Origin of the sequence: Porphyromonas sp. oral taxon 275 (assembly GCF_018127745.1) — a bacterium.
Lineage (GTDB): Bacteria > Bacteroidota > Bacteroidia > Bacteroidales > Porphyromonadaceae > Porphyromonas.
Window position 1 is genome coordinate 835,943 of record NZ_CP072333.1, and the last position, 18,961, is coordinate 854,903.

The 18,961-nt window shown below is 61.9% G+C and carries 10 protein-coding genes; 3 read left to right on the top strand and 7 right to left on the bottom strand.

Annotated features, from left to right (window positions below; all coding sequences use genetic code 11):
• Window positions 1-3 precede the first annotated feature (3 nt).
• The 3 genes from J4862_RS03360 to J4862_RS03370 are packed head-to-tail and all read left to right on the top strand — an operon-like array spanning window position 4 to window position 3,644.
• Window positions 4-555 carry a DUF4924 family protein gene (locus J4862_RS03360; protein WP_211789321.1) on the top strand — a complete coding sequence of 184 codons (552 nt, stop codon included), beginning with the start codon at window positions 4-6 and terminating at the stop codon, window positions 553-555.
• Between the two features lie 34 nt (window positions 556-589).
• Complete coding sequence (locus tag J4862_RS03365) at window positions 590-2,185, top strand: peptide chain release factor 3 (protein ID WP_211789322.1); 1,596 nt, start codon at window positions 590-592, stop codon at window positions 2,183-2,185.
• A gap of 40 nt (window positions 2,186-2,225) precedes the next feature.
• Window positions 2,226-3,644, top strand: a complete 1,419-nt coding sequence (locus tag J4862_RS03370; protein WP_211789323.1) for a Gfo/Idh/MocA family protein — start codon at window positions 2,226-2,228, stop codon at window positions 3,642-3,644.
• Window positions 3,645-4,124: 480 nt separating this feature from the next.
• Here the strand turns inward: J4862_RS03370 and J4862_RS03375 are convergent, their stop codons facing one another.
• The 7 genes from J4862_RS03375 to J4862_RS03405 form a co-directional block, all read right to left on the bottom strand.
• Complete coding sequence (locus J4862_RS03375) at window positions 4,125-5,981, bottom strand: sulfatase-like hydrolase/transferase (RefSeq protein WP_211789324.1); 1,857 nt, start codon at window positions 5,979-5,981, stop codon at window positions 4,125-4,127.
• 112 nt (window positions 5,982-6,093) lie between these two features.
• Window positions 6,094-7,116, bottom strand: a complete 1,023-nt coding sequence (locus J4862_RS03380; RefSeq protein WP_211789325.1) for an FAD:protein FMN transferase — start codon at window positions 7,114-7,116, stop codon at window positions 6,094-6,096.
• Window positions 7,117-7,169: 53 nt separating this feature from the next.
• Window positions 7,170-8,123, bottom strand: a complete 954-nt coding sequence (locus tag J4862_RS03385) for a glycosyltransferase family 2 protein (protein WP_211789326.1) — start codon at window positions 8,121-8,123, stop codon at window positions 7,170-7,172.
• Window positions 8,124-8,150: 27 nt separating this feature from the next.
• On the bottom strand, window positions 8,151-8,675 hold the full coding sequence (locus J4862_RS03390; RefSeq protein WP_211789327.1) for a DUF4199 domain-containing protein: 525 nt from the start codon (window positions 8,673-8,675) through the stop codon (window positions 8,151-8,153).
• 490 nt (window positions 8,676-9,165) lie between these two features.
• The gene (priA, locus tag J4862_RS03395) at window positions 9,166-11,676 is read right to left on the bottom strand and encodes a primosomal protein N' (RefSeq protein ID WP_211789328.1); all 2,511 of its coding nucleotides are present in this window, start codon (window positions 11,674-11,676) and stop codon (window positions 9,166-9,168) included.
• Between the two features lie 15 nt (window positions 11,677-11,691).
• Window positions 11,692-14,100 carry a BamA/TamA family outer membrane protein gene (locus tag J4862_RS03400; RefSeq protein WP_211789329.1) on the bottom strand — a complete coding sequence of 803 codons (2,409 nt, stop codon included), beginning with the start codon at window positions 14,098-14,100 and terminating at the stop codon, window positions 11,692-11,694.
• Window positions 14,101-14,112: 12 nt separating this feature from the next.
• The gene (locus J4862_RS03405; protein WP_211789330.1) at window positions 14,113-18,942 is read right to left on the bottom strand and encodes a translocation/assembly module TamB domain-containing protein; all 4,830 of its coding nucleotides are present in this window, start codon (window positions 18,940-18,942) and stop codon (window positions 14,113-14,115) included.
• Between the last annotated feature and the right edge of the window lie 19 nt (window positions 18,943-18,961).

Genomic DNA, 18,961 nt, shown 5'->3' on the forward strand with positions numbered 1-18,961 from the left:
CCTATGTACGTAGCCCAGGCCAAGCGCAAGGAGAACATCGTCGAGTACCTGCTCTACATGTGGCAGGTGGAGGACCTCATCCGTGCTGCAGGTGTAGACATGGAGGGCGTGGAGCGGCTCATCTTGCCCCGCTATGGCGAGCGCAGCGAGGCTGAGCGCCGTGAGCTCTACCGCTGGTACTCCGAGCTGGTGGACATGATGCGTGCCGAGGGCAAGCAGCAGAGTGGCCACCTGGACGTCCATCGCATCGTGCTGATGCAGCTGGAGGAGCTCCATCGCCGCCTGCTCTCTAATAGTGAGGACTACGTCTACTCGGGGATGCACCTGCAGATCCTCCCTGCCCTCATCCAGCTCCGTGCCAAGGGCGCCAAGGAGGAGAGCGAGCTGGAGACGGCGCTCAGTGCCGTCTATGGCTACCTTACCCTCACGCTCAAGGGGCAGGAGATCAGCGAGGAGACCCGGCAGTCGATGAAGCAGATCAGCGCCTTCCTTGCTCTGCTGGCGCACCGCTACAAGATGGAGCAGACGGGCAGTGATCTAGAGCCTCAGCCCTAGCCTGGCCCCACTCAGAATAGACACAAGAACCGTAATGAACGAGTATAAGGACGAAATAGACCAGCGGCGAACCTTCGCCATCATCAGCCACCCGGACGCCGGGAAGACTACCCTGACCGAGAAGCTCCTCCTCTTCGGTGGGGCTATCCACGTAGCAGGAGCCGTCAAGAGCAACAAGATCAAGAAGACGGCCACCAGTGACTGGATGGAGATCGAGAAGCAGCGCGGGATCTCTGTGGCGACCTCCGTCATGGGCTTCGAGTACGCGGGGCACAAGATCAACATCCTTGACACCCCAGGTCACCAGGACTTTGCCGAGGATACCTTCCGTACGCTCACAGCCGTAGACAGCGTCATTATCGTCATCGATGGAGCCAAGGGGGTAGAGGCACAGACCCGCCGCCTGATGGAGGTATGCCGCATGCGCAAGACGCCCGTCATGGTCTTCGTCAACAAGATGGACCGCGAGTGCCAGGACCCCTTCGACCTCCTAGACGAGATCGAGCAGGAGCTGCAGATACGCGTCCGTCCCCTCTCCTGGCCCATAGATATGGGGCAGCGCTTCCGTGGTGTCTACAATATCTATCAGCAGGGGCTGAATCTCTTCACGCCCGATAAGCAGCGCATCACCGAGAGCGTCTCCATCAGGGACATCCATTCGCCCGAGCTCGAGCAGCACATCACGGCGGAGCAGGCTGAGCGTCTGCGCGCTGACCTGGAGCTGGTCGATGGCGTGTACCCAGAGTTCGACCGCACGGAGTACCTAGCGGGAGATCTCGCTCCTGTCTTCTTCGGCTCGGCACTCAATAACTTTGGGGTGCAGGAGCTGCTGGACTGCTTCGTCGAGATCGCCCCTTCGCCGCGGCCCGTCCGTGCCGAGGAGCGCGAGGTGTCCCCCTACGAGCCTGCCTTCACGGGCTTCGTCTTCAAAATCCATGCCAACATGGATCCCAACCACCGCAGCTGTATCGCCTTCGTCAAGATCTGCTCGGGGCGCTTCGAGCGCAACGCTAGCTACAAGCATGTGCGCCTAGGCAAGCAGTTTAAGTTCAGTAGTCCCACAGCCTTCATGGCCCAGCGCAAGGAGACGGTAGAGGAGGCCTATGCGGGCGATATCATCGGCCTGCCTGATACGGGCAACTTCCGTATCGGCGACACGCTCACTGCAGGCGAGGAGCTGCACTTCCGCGGCCTGCCCAGCTTCTCCCCCGAGCTCTTCAAGTACATCGAGAACCAGGATCCGATGAAGACCAAGCAGCTCGCCAAGGGCATCGACCAGCTGATGGGAGAGGGCGTCGCACAGCTCTTCACCAATCAGTTCAACGGGCGCAAGATCATCGGCACCGTAGGGCAGCTGCAGTTCGAGGTCATCCAGTACCGCCTCTTGCATGAGTATGGGGCTGCCTGTCGCTGGGAGCCCGTCAATCTCTACAAGGCCTGCTGGATCGAGTCCGACGACCCTGCCGAGCTCGAGAACTTCAAGCGCCGCAAGTCCCAGTACATGGCTAAGGACCTTGCTGGCCGCGACGTCTATCTGGCCGACTCAGGCTATGTGCTGACGATGGCCCAGCAGGACTTCCCCAAGATCCGCTTCCACTTCACCTCGGAGTTCGGAGGCGCTGACGTTTAATACCCACCCAACACGTAATATTCACTAACACCCTTCTCTCATGAAGACAAGAAAGTTGCTCTCCGTCGTGGCGCTTGCGGCGACGGTGGCGCTCACGGGCCTGCAGGCGCAGACCGTGAAGCTGAAGAAAAACACCAAGACACACATCATCGAGACGGTCGTGCCTAAGCGTCCCGCTGGGCAGAAGGACGTCCTGGGGCTGCGCCTTGCCCCCATGCCCGTGGTGCGTGTAGGCTTCATCGGCCTCGGGATGCGCGGTCCCGGCGCTGTCGAGCGCTTCACACACCTTGATGGCGTCCAGATCAAGGCCCTCTGCGACCTCCATCCCGAGCGCGTGGCCAAGAGCCAGAAGTACCTCGAGAAGGCAGGCCTGCCTGCAGCCACCGAGTACAGTGGTAGCGAGGATGCCTGGAAGAAGCTCTGTGACCGCGATGATATCGACCTCGTCTATATCGCCACTGGATGGCAGCACCACGCAGAGATGATGATCTACGCCATGAACAAGGGCAAGCACGTCGCCTGTGAGGTGCCCGCCGTCATGACCCTCAAGGAGGCTTGGGACGTCGTCAACACAGCCGAGCGCACCCAGCGTCACTGCATGATGCTGGAGAACTGCGTCTATGACTTCTTCGAGCTCACGACACTCAACATGGCTCAGCATGGCCTCTTCGGCGAAGTGCTGAGCGCTAAGGGCGGCTACGTCCACAACCTCGAGCCCTTCTGGAAGTACTACGATGCCAACTGGCGTCTGGAGGCCAACATCGGCTTCCGTGGCGACGTCTACGCTACGCACGGCCTTGGCCCCGCCTGCTGGGTGCTCAACATCCACCGCGGCGACCGCATGGACTACCTCACCAGCATGGACGTGCCCGCTACGACCCTTCCCCGCTTCATGCGCGAGGAGATGAAGATCGAGAACCCCAAGGTCAAGAACGGCGAGATGACGCAGACGCTCATCAAGACCATCAAGGGCAAGACCATCTACCTCGAGCATAACGTCACCTCCTACCAGCCCTACAACCGCTACTACCAGGTCATCGGCTCGGACGGCTTCGCTAACAAGTACCCCAAGCAGGGCTATTGCCTCCGTCCTACCGAGGAGTCTAAGTCTGCCGTCCCCAACCACGAGGACCTCAAGAGCCACGACTATGTCAGCGATGCTACGCGTGATGCACTGATGAAGAAGTACCAGCACCCCATCCACGCTGAGATCGCTGAGAAGGCGAAGAAGGTCGGTGGTCACGGTGGTATGGACTTCATCATGGACTATCGCCTCATCTACTGCCTGCAGCATGGTCTGCCCCTCGATATGGACGTCTATGACCTAGCCGAATGGTCCGCTATCGGTGAGCTCACGGCGATCTCGCTGAACCACAACTCTGCTCCCGTAGCTGTCCCTGACTTCACGCGCGGTGCGTGGAATCGCCTCAAGGGCCTCCAGCTGCACTACGCTAAGTAAGGCTTAGCAAGGAGCGGACAGCCGCTTGCTGTCCCCCAAAGGACTAGGCCCCACGAGCTACTCGAGCTCGCGGGGCCTAGTCTTTTTTTTAGCTGTCGTTTTGCTTGGGTGCGCTAGCTAGGGATCGTTTGGGCTCCTGTCACCTAGATTAAGCTCGGGGAAAGGCTAGCCTTAGACAAAGGCTAAGGCTAGCTGACACAAGCGGCTGCAGCGCTTAGCTAAGAGCGGTCAGGAATGGGAGTGAGCGGGTAAAGCGAGCTGACTGCCTTGTCCTAGCTCCGTGAGGGATATCCTTCAGCCGTCTGACTGATATCCCTCAGGCTCCTGACTGATGTCTCTCAGCGGGCTGACAGATATCCCTCAGAGCCCCTTCCTCTCGCTCATAGCCCGCTGGGAGTCCTCTCTCTCTCTTCGCTAAAAGACAAGGTGGGAGAGGAGTGAGACTATGGTCTTTTGGCCGCGGAGGAGTGGGTGGGAGGCCTACTGACGGAAGAAGCTATTGAGGCGCTGGACGGCCTCGTTGAAGCGTCGACTGTCGATCTTGTAGTCCAGGATGGGCTTCATCTTAGGGTCGTAGACCTCTAGAGCGCCCTCGGCGGTCTTCTCGAGGATAGTGTCTCCCTCGATGATGAAGGCGTAGTTGAGGTTGCTGCCGACGATGTGCCAAGGGCGTGGCGAGGGGTCGCTGAGTAGGCGTCCCATGCTGTAGTCGCTTGGGTCGTTCTTCACGCCCAGCCAGTCGTGCATCAGGGTCGCCACGAGGTCGTAGTGTGTGGTGCGGTAGTCGATGCGCCCCGACGCCTGCCCAGGGAAATGGCAGATGAAGGGTACGCCGAGCTGCGGGTCGGCGAAGTTACTGTTGTGTCCCCAGTAGTTGCGGCCGCTCTCGTTGAACTCCTGCCCGTGGTCTCCCGTGAGGATGACGATGGTATTCTCCAGCGCCCCCGAGCTCTGGAGCGAGGCGAAGATACGCCCGAGCAGGAGGTCATCCTGGTAGCAGGTGTTGCGGTAGAGGTTCCACATCGGCGTAGGATCGCTGTCCTTGCTGAGGCGGGTGTAGTCGGCGAAGTCCCAGGCGGGAGAGAAGCGCTGGTTGAGTTCCTTGGGCAGCTCGAAGCTGTGGGGCAGGTCGAAGAAGAGGAAGGAGAAGAGTGGGCGCCCCGAGGCCTGGCGTAGAGGGAGCTCGGAGAGGTAATCCTCGGTGAGGCGTCTATCACGCTCAAGCGAGCTGGCGCCGGGGGTGGAGGTACGCAGCCCAGGGATCTGCTTGAAGAGGACGCTGGCGAAGTTGGGGTTCTCCAGCGTCGCGCTGGGATAGGCGCGCATATCGTATCCGAGCTCGCTAAGCCGGCTGATGAGTAGTGGCTGTACGTGTGATGCCTCGAACTCCTCCCAGTAATAGCAGCTGAGGCCGAAGAAGAGCCCGTAGACTCCGCTACGGGTGCCATTGCTGGCACTCTTGTGATCGGTGTACCACTGGCTACGCTGTGCAAAGGCGTAGGTGGCGGGCATAGTCTCGGGGGTGAGCGCACGCTTATTCCACGAGTCGAGGAGGATGATGAGGATGTTGGGCAACTGCTTGGGCTGCTCCTTGATCAGCGGACGACGAGGATAGTTCACTAGCCCAGAGCCACCGCGCTGGAGCGCCTCTAGGTCACTGGGCGAGTGGAAGCCTAGGCGCAGCATCAGGCTGTAGGAGGTCGTGGGGAAGTAGTAGGGGAGGAGCTTGGCACTGCGTACGATGGAGGGGCGCGATACGAAGGCACCGTAGATGTGCATCAGGTGCGCCAGCAGCGTCGCGCCCAGGATCAGTCCTAATCCCCAGCCCCAAAAGGCGCGCCCGTGCCTCCGCCACAGCCAGCTCGTCAGGAGGTAGATGCCGAGGCTCAGCAGGCCTATCGCCAGGAGCTGCATCCCCTCGCGCAGGTAAAGCGCGGTATCGAAGTTGAAGACCTCACCCGCTCCTGGGCCGAAGACCATATTAAGGATGAAGCCATTGATATGGAAGCGGTAGATCGCGTAGACCTGAGCATCGAGCTGGCAGAGGATGCTCACCAGAGCCGTCAGCAGCGTCTGTACCCAGAGCGCATAGCGGCCTGGTTGTAGGGTGATGAGGAGGCTCGCGATGAGGTAGTCAGGGAGCATCAGACAAGCCGCATGGGAGAGGCAGGAGGCTAGGTAGAAGGTGTAGCCGAGCGCGTCCATCAGTTCCGTCGTCGTGCTGCCGAGGAGCTGCAGGACGAACTGCAGGGCTAGGAGCAGCGTCCCGCCTAGGTAGAGGAGGAAGCCCTGCTGGAGGAGGCCGCGTCTCTGAGTCTTGGGGCTTATGCGTATCATTCGTCTATTGGCTGGGTGATAGGATAGAGCGCGGGGCGGCAGGCTGGTATCCAGTTGCCGCCCCGCGCTGCTGTGCTCGATGTGGGGAGCAGCCTGTGACGGCTGCTGTACATTACTTGATGACGAGGCGCTGGAAGCCTGGGCTCATCACCGTATGGTAGCCTCCGCTGGGGTTCCCGAGGATGAGCATATACTCCACACCTGGGAAGTGGCGGATGAGTGCAGGCACCTGGCTGGACTGACGCGTCATACAGGCGGTAGCCAGACCATCGGCGAGCATGCAGCTCGGGGCGATGATGGTCGCGCTCAGCACGTCGGTCTGCATCGGGTAGCCACTCTTGGGGTCGATGGTGTGGGCATACTTCTTCCCCTTGATGATCTTGAAGTTGCGGTAGTTGCCCGAGGTCGCTAGGCCGCCCGCCTGCCGGGGAAGACGGATGCGCAACTCGTAGTCATTGACGCTGCCTGAGGGGTCGTCTATGGGCTTATCGATACCGATGATCCAGCATTCGTCCTGAGGGTTCTTCCCCTGGAAGGCGATCTCTCCGCCCAGCTCGACGAGGTAGTTGGTGGCTCCTTGCTCCTTGAGGAGACGTCCCACGAGGTCGGCGCAGTAGCCCTTGGAGATGGAGGAGAAGTCGATCTTCATGCGTGGATCAGCCTTCAGCATCTGTGCCCCATCGAGCTGCACCTTTTGGTAGCCGACCAGCTGACGTACGCTGTCGACGATGTGCAAGGTGATGCTGTCGCCCTTCTTCTCGAAGCCGAAGCCCCAGAGATTGATCAGTGGCGCGCAGGTCACATCATAGCTGCCCTCCGTGTGGCGCGAGATCTCGACCGACTGCAGGAAGACCTCGCGAAGCATAGAATCCGTCTCGGAGGATTCGTTGCGATTGATCGCAGCGATGAGACTGGTGGAGTCGAAGGGGTTCAGCGAGTGGCTGAAGGAGTGAAAGGTCGAGTCGATCGCCTTGCTGTAGTCCGTGCCTAGATCGTACTGGATGGAGAAGTAGGTGTGGAAGACTTCGCCTGTGAGCTTGGTGTACTTACTGCTCTTGGTGCTGCCCGAGCAGGCGCTGAATAGTGCTAAGAGCCCGAGCCCATAGATACTGATACTACGACGTAGCTGATTCATGACGGTCTGATCTATGATGTGAGGTATAGAGGTGTCACCTGGTGAAGGAGGGGCTAGAGCTCCTCCTCGATCTTGTAGTCGTTGCGGTCCTGAGACTGGCGGGCGAGCAGCTCAGCGACGAAGCCCGCTAGGAAGAGCTGTGTCCCGATGATCATTGCGGTAAGGGCGATGAAGAAGTAGGGACGGCTCGTGACGAGCGGAGCAGGGGTATTCGTCCAGATGTGGAAGAGCTTGCTCCCCAGCACCACCAAGAGGGCGATGAAGCCAATGACGAACATCAGGCTCCCTCCGAGGCCGAAGAAGTGCATCGGCTTGCGGCCGAAGGTGGAGGTAAACCATAGGGTGATGAGGTCGAGGTAGCCGTTGACGAAGCGGCTGAGCCCAAACTTGCTCTCGCCATACTTACGTGCCTGGTGCTGGACGACCTTCTCGCCGATGCGGGAGAAGCCTGCTACCTTCGCCATGTAGGGGATGTAGCGGTGCATGTCGTTGTAGATCTCGATGCTCTTGACTACCTCAGCACGATAGGCCTTGAGCCCGCAGTTGAAGTCGTGCAGGTTATGTATGCCAGAGAGATGACGGGCCGTAGCGTTGAAGAGCTTGGAGGGGAGATTCTTGCTCAGCACGGGGTCGTAGCGCTTCTGCTTCCAGCCGCTCACGAGGTCGTAGCCCTCCTCACGTATCATACGATAGAGCTCGGGGAGCTCGTCGGGGCTGTCCTGCAGGTCGGCATCCATGGTGATGACGACATCGCCCTTGGTGCGCTCGAAGCCGCACTGCAGCCCAGGGGACTTCCCATAGTTGCGGCGGAACTTGATGCCACGCACGGCGGGGTTAGCCGCCTGCAGCTGCTTGATCACCTCCCAGGAGGAGTCCGTGCTGCCGTCATTGACGAAGATGATCTCGTAGCTGTAGCCGTGTGCCTCCATGACCCGGCGTATCCAGGCCTCGAGCTCGGGGAGTGATTCGGCTTCGTTGTATAGAGGGATGACGATGGATATATCCATAGTGGTATGCTGGTGGAGATAAGGGCGCTATTGGTAGAAGGGGCGCTGTCGCAGGGCAAGCCCCACAAGGGCGCCCCATACGAGGCCCAGGAAGAGGGTGAAGCAGTAGTCTACCCAGAGCCACTGCCATAGCGGGGTCGCCTCGAGGCTAGCCAGCGACTCCTGCAGCTGCTGCCCTAGTGCCTGAGGCTGACTGCTCAGCATCTCATGGAGCTGATCAAGGATCTCGGGGACGAAGTAGCGGAAGTAGAAGTACTGTGGGATCAAGGCGAGGATCCCCCCGAAGACGTGCTGGCGCAGGGTATAGCTCAGTCCCTGGAACCAGCTGAAGCCCGTGCTGGGCGTGGCTACCTGATCGCGGTAAGCCTTCGTGAGGCGATAGGCTGTATAGGGTATGAGGATGAGCCCAGCAAAGTAGATGAGGCTGAAGAAGGGGTAGCCGAGGCCTAGGATGCGGGCAAGGTAGGTCAAGCAGAGTACGCCGCCGAGCTTGAGCCCGTCGCGGGCAACAGAGGCTGTGGGCTTGAGTTTATCTTGTTCTTGGGTGCTCATGTGGTGCGCTTTATTCGCCACAAAGGTAGTACATATCGCTCTATCCCTCAAGCGTCACCGCACGTCATGGGAGGCAGAGGCCTCCTCTGCGCCCGTCCTCCGAGAGCAGCGCTGCCGTACCCTCGGCGGCTTGCCCAAGAGTAGGGCGAGGCCTTGCCCCCGTCTTCGCCCCTCTCTGATGGATATCCCTCAGCCTCCTGATGGCTATCCCTCACGCTCGGCACGGACGTCCCTCAGCGTGCTGACTGATATCCTTCAGCGTGCTGCTCCTTGTGCCAGAGGAGTATTGGCAGCTTAGTGGGTACTTCGCTGGCAGTAAGCTGAGGGGAAGGGACAAGGGCGAGCAGGCTGCCTCTACTTGGGTGGGGAAGTGTGCTTCCCTAAGGCGGGGAAGTGCGTGACCCCGTGTTGCCCCGTTCGGAAGGGGCATAACTCATCCTCCTGCACCAAGGCACTGGATGGGGTCTAGGGACAGATGTAGCGGGAGGCGCTAGAGGGGATCCACGTCGTAGGTGATCTGTACGCGGCGGCTCTCTGGGTAGCTGCTGTAGAGATGAGCGCGGGCTGTGGTGAAGGCGACACGCTCCTCGCTATAGCTGCAGCCGAAGGGACGCCGTACGGTGATCTGACGCTGGTAGAAGCCCTCGACGCGTCCGACGGAGGGGACGAGGGCTTCGCTGACTTCGCCCTGAGGTAGGAGAGCTCTGAGCGACTGGTGTAGGATGAGCCCGACCCGCGCTAGGAGCTCGGCATCCCGTGCCCGTAGCTGGACGTAGGTGATACGCCAGAAGGGCGGGTAGTGCAGCTCCTGTCGCTCGGCGAGCGTCTTGCGGATGAAGCGCTCATAGTCGTCGCTACGCAGCTCCACCAGGAAGGGGCTATCGGGGGAGGAAGTCTGTAGGAGGAAGTCCGTGGGCTCGGCGTAGGCACGCTGCGCCGTGCGTAGGCGTAGCTGGTAGAGCAGCTGGAAGGCACGCTCCTCGGAGCGGAAGTCGGGGTAGCCTAGGATGGCATCGAGCTGGATGACGGCCACGAGCCCGAGGTCGCGCCACACATCCTGCCCCTTGATGAGCTGCGTGCCGATGAGGATGTCTACATCGCCTCGCTCCAGCTGCTGCTGTATCTCCAGCTGGCGGCGGCGCGAGGAGAGGGTATCGCTGTCGATACGCAGGATCTGGCGCTCGGGGAAGAGCCGCTGCAGCTCCTCCTCTACGCGCTCGATGCCGTAGCCTACCTGGCGCAGGGCGGGGCGTGTCTCCCCGCGTCGGGTCGTGATGCTATCGGTGCCACAGCTGGGGCAGCACTTGGGTAGTGCCTCGCTATGGCCGCAGTAGTGGCAGAGTAGGGCGTGGCGTGCTCGGTGGTAGGTGAGGCTGACATCACAGTGGGGGCAGAGGATGCGCGAGCCGCAGCTGTCGCAGAGGATGTAGGGGGCGTAGCCTCGTCTATTCTGTACCAGCAGCACGGGGCGTCCTAGGGTGAGCTGCCGCTGGATCTCGGTGTAGAGCGGCGGCGAGATCATCGAGCCATAGGGCATATCATGGCTGCGTCTGAGGCCCGACAGATCGATGACCCCGAGCTGGGGTAGGGGTGCAAGAGGCGTCTCGGGCTCGGGGCGTAGCAACTGATACTTACCGCGGAGGGCGTGGAAGAGGACTTCGGCCGAAGGGGTCTCCGAGGTCAGTAGCACCTTAGCACCGAGCTCGTGGGCGCGCCATAGCGCCACATCTCGAGCGTGGTAGCGGGGGGCTGTGAGCTGCTGCTTGTAGAGGTATTCGTGCTCCTCGTCGACGATGATGAGCCCGAGACGAGGCAGGGGGAGGAAGATCGCGCTACGTGTGCCGAGCACGACGGCGGGCGTCTCTAGGGAGGCCAGGCGCTGGTAGGTCTCTACGCGCAGCGCCTCCGAGAGGAGGCTGTGGTAGGGGTAGTAGGCATCGGGGAGGAGGCGCTCCAGGCGCTGCTGCAAGCCGAAGTGCGCCCCGATGGAGCCTGCGGCCGCGCTTAGGATGAGCACCTGCTGCCCTGCCGCTAGGGCCTGCTGTGTCTGGGCGATGATGAAGTCCTCCGTCCCCTGGCGGCTATTGCCCCAGTAGAGCGTCACGGGGGCAGTGAGGGGAGGGCTAGCCGGGGGGGCTGTGGGCGCTTCGTCCTCGGCGTGCAGCTGCTGCCTTAGGCGACTCTTCGGGAGCTCAAGGAGCTCAAGGATTCCCTTATCGACAAGCGCCTTGAGGGGAGCATTGCCCTGGGGGAGGTGCTCTAGGAGCAGCGCTCGGTGTAGGGGCTCCTCTAGGGACGAGCCTGCCTGCTGGTGCAGCTCGAGGAAGCGCTCCAGCAGCTGAGCTTGGCGCGGGGCACGTCGTAGTGCGTCATAGGCCTCGGCGAGTAGCCCTTCGTCCTGGCGGTAGGGCTCGGCGAGGCGGAGGTAGCGCTCTAGTCTCGGCTTATACTTCGTCTGTAGCTGTTCCTCCGTGGTGAGGGCTCCGAGGCTCAGCAGCTGGAGGATGGGCTGTGTCAGCCGACGCCCGAGCTGGAGCTCCAGCTGCTGTATGGAGAGGGGGCGTGCGGCGGCTGCCAGCAGGTCGAGGAGGCGACACTCGAGCTCGCTGAGGGGAGTCGCTGCGACGAAGTCCTCATTCAGGAGGAGCATCGTCTTACTCTCGGGCAGGAGCGCCGAGGGGAGGGCTACACGCAGGACGGAGCCCAGGGGGCAGCAGTAGTAGTAGCTCATCCATTGCCACTGCCGCAGCTGATCGGCAGGCACCAGCGGCTGTGCATCGAGAACTTGCTCGATGGGGCGGAGCCTCTGCCCCTTGGCCTCCTCCGCGCTTAGTGGCTGTAGGCGAAGGATGACGGCCGTGTAGTAGCGCTTGGCACCGAAGGGGACGACGACACGACAGCCAGGGGAGAGCTGCGGATAGCTCGCCAGCAATTCGTCGGAGACGAGGTAGCTGTAGCTACCCTCTACGGCTAGGGGGATGATGAGCTCTGCCTGATACATCGTGCGGCTGGGGGCTTAGAAGGGATAGCCGATGGCTAGGTGGTAGCCGATGGCATCCTTGAAGCGCGGGATATTGTACCAGCCCCTGCGCTCGGTAGCATAGGGTAGGTGCAGCCCTATGCCGACGTCGAAGCGTACGACGAGGAAGGATAGGTCGTAGCGCAGCCCTGCCCCGGTACCCACGGCGATCTGATCCAGCAGGCGAGGCAGCGAGCCCGCCTCGGAGAGCGCAGCCCCAGGGCGCGAGGCGTCGGGGCGTAGGAGCCATACGTTGCCCGCGTCGAGGAAGACCGCGGCGTGACAGTCCCCGAAGAGACGGCCACGGTACTCGAGATTCGCCTCGAACTTGAACTCCCCGACGCGATCCATGAAGGAGTAAGCATTCTCATCCTCGGTGCGGAAGCGTCCTGGGCCGATGCTGCGCACGGTGAAGGCACGTATGCTGTTGGCCCCACCGACGTAGAACTGCTCGATGTAGGGTGCCGTCGTCGCATTGCCATAGGCGTAGATGGCGCCCGTAGCTAGACGGGTGGCGATCGTCTGATTGCGATCAATACGCCAGGAGTAGCGCATATCCAGCGCTGCCTTGACGAACTCAGCGAAGGGCACGCCGAAGAGCTTCTTCGTCTCGCCGTAGGGACGACCAGAGAGACTCTCCACGGCATTGACGACGTTCCCTGCCTCGCTGACCTCGCCGAAGAGCTGCAGGAAGTGCGGGCTCTGCTCGGGCTGATGCGTGTAGGTGAAGTAGTAGGCGAACTTAGGGATGAACTGATTGCGCAGCGAGAGGCCGAGGGCGGGATTCTCCTCGAGGAGCTTGTCGAAGCGTGCCGTCGTACGTGCCAGCTGGGTGTAGCTTAGGCTCAGGGGAACCAGCCTATGGCTCCAGCGCGCTGAGGGCTGGAAGCTGTACTCCATCGACAGGGAGAGGGAGCGCAGCGTATAGTAGCGGGCATGGTTGATGGCCTGCGCCCCGAGCTTGAAGCTCGTGCTGGTCGGGTACTTGTAGTAGCTGTCCAGCATGCTCGGGAAGAGGATCGTAGGGAAGACGAGGCTAAGGTCGCCCCCGAGCTGATAGCTATTGATGGAGACGGAGCTCCCGTCGGATGGGCTACGTCCCGTCTGCCACTCATAGGAGCCGTAGAGGTTCGCCGAGAGGCGTTCGCCGCCGCCGAAGAGGTTGTTGCGATCAAGGGAGAGGGATACCCCAGGGCCCATGTAGTTATTGGACTTCTTCATCATCGCCGCCCCGATATAGGCGGACCAGGGACGGCTGGGGCGTAGGAGGACCATGAGGTCAAGGTCGCCTATGCTATCCATCACCGAGGGGAAGCTACGGCGTAGGCTATCGCTCGTGGTGCTATCGGCACTAGCATTATCCTTCGTCTCCTCCCGCTTGGAGAAGTAGAACTCCACGGAGGAGAAGGCCCCGAGGTTATTGAGCGCCGCTAGGGTGCTAGCCTCCTCGCTGCTCTTATAGATCGCCTGGGGCGTCATGCGGATACGGGAGGCGAGCATCCGAGGACGCACGAGCGTCTTGTCCGTATAGTAGAGCTTGAGCCCTGACCCTAGCCCTACGCTATCGGTGGCAAGCGAGCCGAGACGCTCATTGTCATCGGGCAGTAGGCGCAGCTGGATATCCCCGATGCGCCACTGCCGGAGTGCCTCGGGGGGCGTCTCGGGGGCTAGGTGCGTGCGCAGAGCTACGTGCCCGGGCTTCTGTAGGGTGTCCGCCTCGTAGGTGATGTAGTCGCTCTTGAGGTAGTAGTAGCCGTGCTCTCGGAGGAAGGCCGTCGCGATGTCTCGGTCAGCCTGTAGGGCCTGCATGGAGAAGGGCCCCCCGCGGTGTAGGTAGCTCAGACGCTCGTGGCGGAAGAAGCGGTCCTTGCGGATAGGCACAGGGGGGAAGTAGCTGACGCTATCCAGTAGGTAGAGTGCCCCAGGGGTGATCTCATAGCTCACCTTGGCCTGTAGGGAGTCGCTTGGCAGGGGGTGAATGGAGGCACGTACCTGAGCCGATAGGTAGCCGCGGTCGCGTAGGGCCTGCTGAGCGACCTTGGCACGTAGCGTGGGGCTGACATCGCGCATCCATACGGGGCGGGAGGTCAGGCGGCGCAGTCCCTTGGTGAGCCAGTTGGGGTGCGACGAGAGGCTCATATAGAGGTAGGGGCTCACCAGCGGGAAGGGGAAGCGCAGGGAGTTGCTCCCCAGGATAGAGCCATTGGGGGCGTAGCTTAGCTTGGTCTCTGCCTCCGCCAGCGCATCCCCGAGGTAGCCCCCTTGTGCCTTGCCGACGACATCAATGGACTTGACGCCGATGTAGAGCTGGTCATCGGGCCCCTGATAGCGGTGCAGAGAGCAGCTAGTGAGTGCGGTCAGTGAGAGGGCTCCGAGCAGGAGGTAGGATGTCCGTATAGGCTGCATGGTGGGCTGAACTTAGTGGGTGGAGGAGCTGTGAGCTCCTTGGGTGCGACGTATGAGGGGCACGCTATCGTGGCGCAGCGTGTCGGCACTTGTCTGAGAGCGGGAGCTGGACGGGGTGCTATCATAGACGCCAGGGGTGAAGAGGAGGGGCTGAGCCTTCTGCTGTCCCGCCTTGGTCTTGGCCTTCGGGCGGAAGAGATCCCAGAGGCTGTAGAGCTTGCGCCGCAGCACATAGCCCACCCCGGTCTCGGAGTATTCGCCCTCAAGGATGTTATCCGTGACGCGCTTGTGGTAGAGACTGAAGTACTGCTCCCCGCTCTTGTCCAGCTGGTACTGGAGGGAGACGTTGTCGAGGAAGTTCTGCCCCTGGCCCGAGGAGTTAGCCCCGCTCTGCACCTTGCCCCCGACGACGATGCGTATGCGGTCGTTGTAGAAGCGGCGGCTGAAGCTATAGGTATAGTCCGTGCGTGCTGCCTCGCCGCTCGAGCCGTCGTAGCGGTCTACCCCGAGGCTGAGGTCAGTGCCCTGGAGGAGCTTGCCAGCGGTCTTATTGATCTGCGACTGCAGGAGGGAGGTGAGGGCGTTGTTTAGGTCGAGGTTCCCCGTGCCGCTACCACTGCCGAGGTACACGCCCGTGGCCATCAGGGCGATGGCCTGCTTGCCTTGCTCCTCTGCCGTCATCGTCGCGAGGCTGTTCTGCATGCTGAGGTTGTCGGGGGCACTTAGGCCGAAGCTCAGGTTCATACGGTTGACGTAGTCGCTGACCTTGATGCTGACGTTGAAGGTTACGCGCTGGGCGTTGCTCCCCGACTCGTTGACGGTCGCCTTGACGCTTTGGGTCGCGGAGAAGTTAAGGTAGGGGTTGGACACAGGCCCGTTCCAGGAGAGCGTGCTTGTGGGGTCGATGGAGAACTTCTTGTTCCCCACCACGGGTAGGGTATAGCTTAGGTCACCGCCTCCGCTCATCTCATAGCGCCCCGTGAGACTCATCTGCCCGAAGGGTGGGTAGGTGAAGTGGAGCGTCCCACCGCCTTGAGCGTGGGCGTAGTCCTGACCGTCGGCCGTGAGGTCAGCCCCTACACGCACCGAGGGATCGATATGGATGGAGAGGTTGACGTCCAGCCCGCCGAAGCTGGGGCTGATGGGCTCGACGCGCTTGGTGAAGAGCGTGTCGGCGAAGTCCACGAAGCTAACGAGGCCGTTGGTCCCCTGTGAGGTCTCGAGCGGATCCTCACGCATGATATAGGTGCAGTTGGTGCCGCTCAGTACATTCAGTGCCCCGCGTACACGCAGCCCTGTCATTGGGCCCGTCACCTGCATGTTGGTCGAGGCGACGATGCGGCCATAGAGGAGCTGGTCCTCGCGCTTGGGGTGGGGATCATTGAGCAGCGTCAGCTCGTCGGAGGTGATGCGTAGGGAGGCCTTGGCCTTGGGCGAGGTGCTTTGCTCGATCTTCCCATCGATATAGATGGCCTTCTTCGGGTCTACCGAGGGGTGGATGGCATAGTGGTCGAAGTGCATCGTCGAGCCCTCGAGGCGCACTGGGATGCTGTCGAGCTGGAGATGCATGCCGTAGGTGCTGAGGTGGAGGAGCGTCTTCGAGAGTGCTACCTGACCGCTGAGGATGGGCTCCGTCAGTGATCCCGAGAGGCGTACAGAGCCCTCAGCAGCCCCCTCGATGGAGCTACCAGAGGCGACGAGGAAGGGGTTCGCCAGCTCCAAGGGGAAGGAGTTCAGCTGGAGCGTCCCTGAGAGCGGTGAGACGCGGTGCTTGGGGTAGTAGATCCCGTCGATGGACATCGCCGAGCGCCCATTGTAGCCTACATCCGCCGTGATGTAGTGGGAGTCGTCGGTACGGGGCTCGTAGAAGAGGGAGGTCGTGAAGTGGCCGAACTTCTTATCCTCGTAGTGGAAGTTCGTCAGTGATAGGTCTCCCGAGATGGTGGGTTGGGCTGAGAGCTTGCCCTGACGCTGGTAATGTATGTCCCCAAAGAAGACCCCAGCGATGTCGGGGAGCCCAAGGGCACGGAAGTCCTCCAGGTAGAGGTTCTGTATGCTCAGCATCACGTCCTGCGTCCCGAGTGGCTCGTCCTTGGCCTCCAGCGATAGCAGGCCTCGCTCCGCTCCCTGTAGTCGCAGCGAGCCGAGGAGCAGGTAGTCCCGCTTGCGCAGGCTCAGGTGGTTGTCAGGGTTGATGCTGAAGTCCTTGTAGGCAATGCGTAGGTGCTCCTGGTCGAAGCGCAGCTGATAGGCATCGCCCCCCCACACGCCGCTGAGATGCGTGCCGTGGACGAGCGTCCCTGACTCATCACGCCAGGCGAAGCCCAAGGCCCCCGCCTGGAGGGTCGTCTGCAGCTGCGCCTCGATGTTGAAGCCCGCTTGCCCACGGAAGCGCTGCTTGTTGACCATCCCCTTGAGGTGGAGGGTGAGGCTGTCGGGCAGGGCAGGGCGTGCGGTACGCTCGGTCTCTGCCGCTAGGTGTACCTCCTTGAGCCTAAGGGTATCTATGCGTAGGTCGGAGATGTGCGTGCTCCCCGATAGCCCCTTGTAGGGATCGGTCTGCCAGCTGGCGCTGAGCCCTCCGAGGGCGATCTGCTGATTGGCTAGATAGTAGCGTAGGGGATTGTTGTTGCCCATCGTGAGGCTGAGCTGTGCGGAGGGGAGCAGCGGGACGAGGTCCTCGAGCTGGCGGCGTGCGGACTTGCCCGAGGCGATGAGCTGCCACTGCGCCGTCGCTTGGTCGAGCAGCTTGCCGAGGCTCTTCTGCAGCTCGGTGGGCCCTGCCGAGAGCTGTAGCTGCCCCTTCATGTCGCCCGAGCTCACATTCCCGAGGATGCTGTGGGCATTGGTCGAGACGAGGAGATCAAAGCGTGGTGGCTGAAGGGTATCCCCCTGAAAGACGAGGACAGCACTGTCGATGCTCGCCGTCAGGTCGTGCGTCTCCTTGAGGTCACTGCGGAGCTCGCCCTCCAGTCGGAGGCGGCCAGAGAGTCCCGTCTCACTGAGGCCGAGGCGCTGTAGGTCTAGATCGAAGAGGTCCAGTGCCAGTGCCGTGGTGATGCCCTTGCGCGAGAGGATGCCGTCGAGGAGGACGGAGAAGTTTGCCCCTCTATTGGCGCTGTTGAGGGCGAGGCCTAGATAGCCGCCCTTGAGATCCGCGTCGAGTGTGATATCGTGCAGAGGTAGTGTCCCGTAGTCCAGAGCCTCTAGACGCCCTGTGACCTTGGTCCAGGTGTGCGGGCTGAGAATGTCGAAGCCCTGCCCCTGAGCTGCGAGCTCGAGCGACATGGCCCCGAGGCCGAGCTTGGGGGCAAAGTGAGCCAGGTCGAGCCCCGCCGTGCGGAGCTTGGCCTCGTAGTGCTTGGCGCGGTCGAGGTAGCTTGCCTCGAGCTGAGCTCCTCCCGTGCCCTCCTTGAGCTGCAGCTGTAGGGCGTAGTCCCCCCGCTTGATCTTGACCTGACCCTTGAGGCTAAGCCCCTTGGGGAGCCTATACTCTCTCGTGAGCTCGGGCGAGACTAAGGAGAGGAGTGAGGTAGCCTTGGCTCCGAGCTCAGTCTCCAGCTGGAGGCGCCCCGAGCGCTGGGCCTCATCGGTGAGCGCGTAGAGGGGCCCGCCGAGCGAGAGGCGAAGGACGTCGGGCCAGCTGAGCTCGAGCCTAGTCTGCAGCTCGGAGAGCGTGCCCTTGAGGGCGAGGTCGAGCTTCAGCGGTGCCAGGAGCTGGCGGCGACGCATGCGGCCGACGAGCTGGGTCTCTGTCTCGACTTGCTCCAGCGCTTGGCCCGAGAGGTTCAGGATGTCGGCTGTGCCCAGGCTCGCCGTCAGGTCGAGGTCGATGGTGGCGCGCTTGTCTCGCTCCAGTAGGCTCCAGGGCATGCTGAGCTGCCCCTGGATGTGGGACTCGGAGGTCCTCAGCTCGAGGTCCTCCAGTTGCATCGCGAGGCTATCCATGCGATAGCTCCCCGAGAGCTGGCGGAGGCTCAGCCCTGAGCGCTCATCGAAGGCGGTACGCAGGAGCTGCAGCCTCAGGACGCGCCCCTCGGAGTAGATAGACGAAGCCTCCAGCAGCGTCTCGCGTAGCTCTATGTGCTGAGGATCGAAGTGGGGCGTCTGTGCCTGGGTCGTGTCCACGGCGTAGCGGAGGCTGGGAGCCTCGAGCTGTGTGTGGCCGATCTCGAAGCGCAGATGCTCGAGGTCGGACTGTATGCGCTCTGCACTGAGCTGCTTCACCTGCCCCGCGAGGTAGAGTGAGTCGTGGGGGAGGCGTATGTCGAGCTCCGTCGAGGAGAGGGACACAGCGCCAGCCTTGATGCGCCACTGGAGCGGGGGCGTCTCCTCGCTCTTGGTCGTGTCGCTGGAGTGATAGACCACGCGGCCGCCTCGGGTGAGGAGGCGGTCGAGCTGCACATCCTGTCTCCCCCAGTCGAGCCTAAGGCCCTCGGCGGCAGCGGCAGCGAGGGCAACCGAGGTATAGGTCAGCCCCGTGCTGTCGGTCTGCTGATAGGCGACGCGCTCCAGCGCTACTCGGGGTACCTCAAGCCGCTCATCGAGCAGAGAGCGCCATGAAGGCGAGAGGCTAAGGGAGCCTACGGAGAGCAGCGTGTCGCCAGGAGCCTGCACCATGCGGAAGCCCTTTACGCTCAGGTCTAGGGGGAAGCCGAGGTGCAGCTCATCGAGCTCTACCTGCATCCCGAGCTGCTTGGATAGCAAGGCCGTGGCCTGCCCGACGACGAAGCGCTGGATGGGCGGGACGTAGAGGGCGGCTATGAGGAGTATTATAAGCGCAAAAGGTGCTAGGAGTATCCCTAGCACCAAGCGCTTGACGAAGCGGGGCGAGTACTGCATCCTATCGGAGCGTATATAG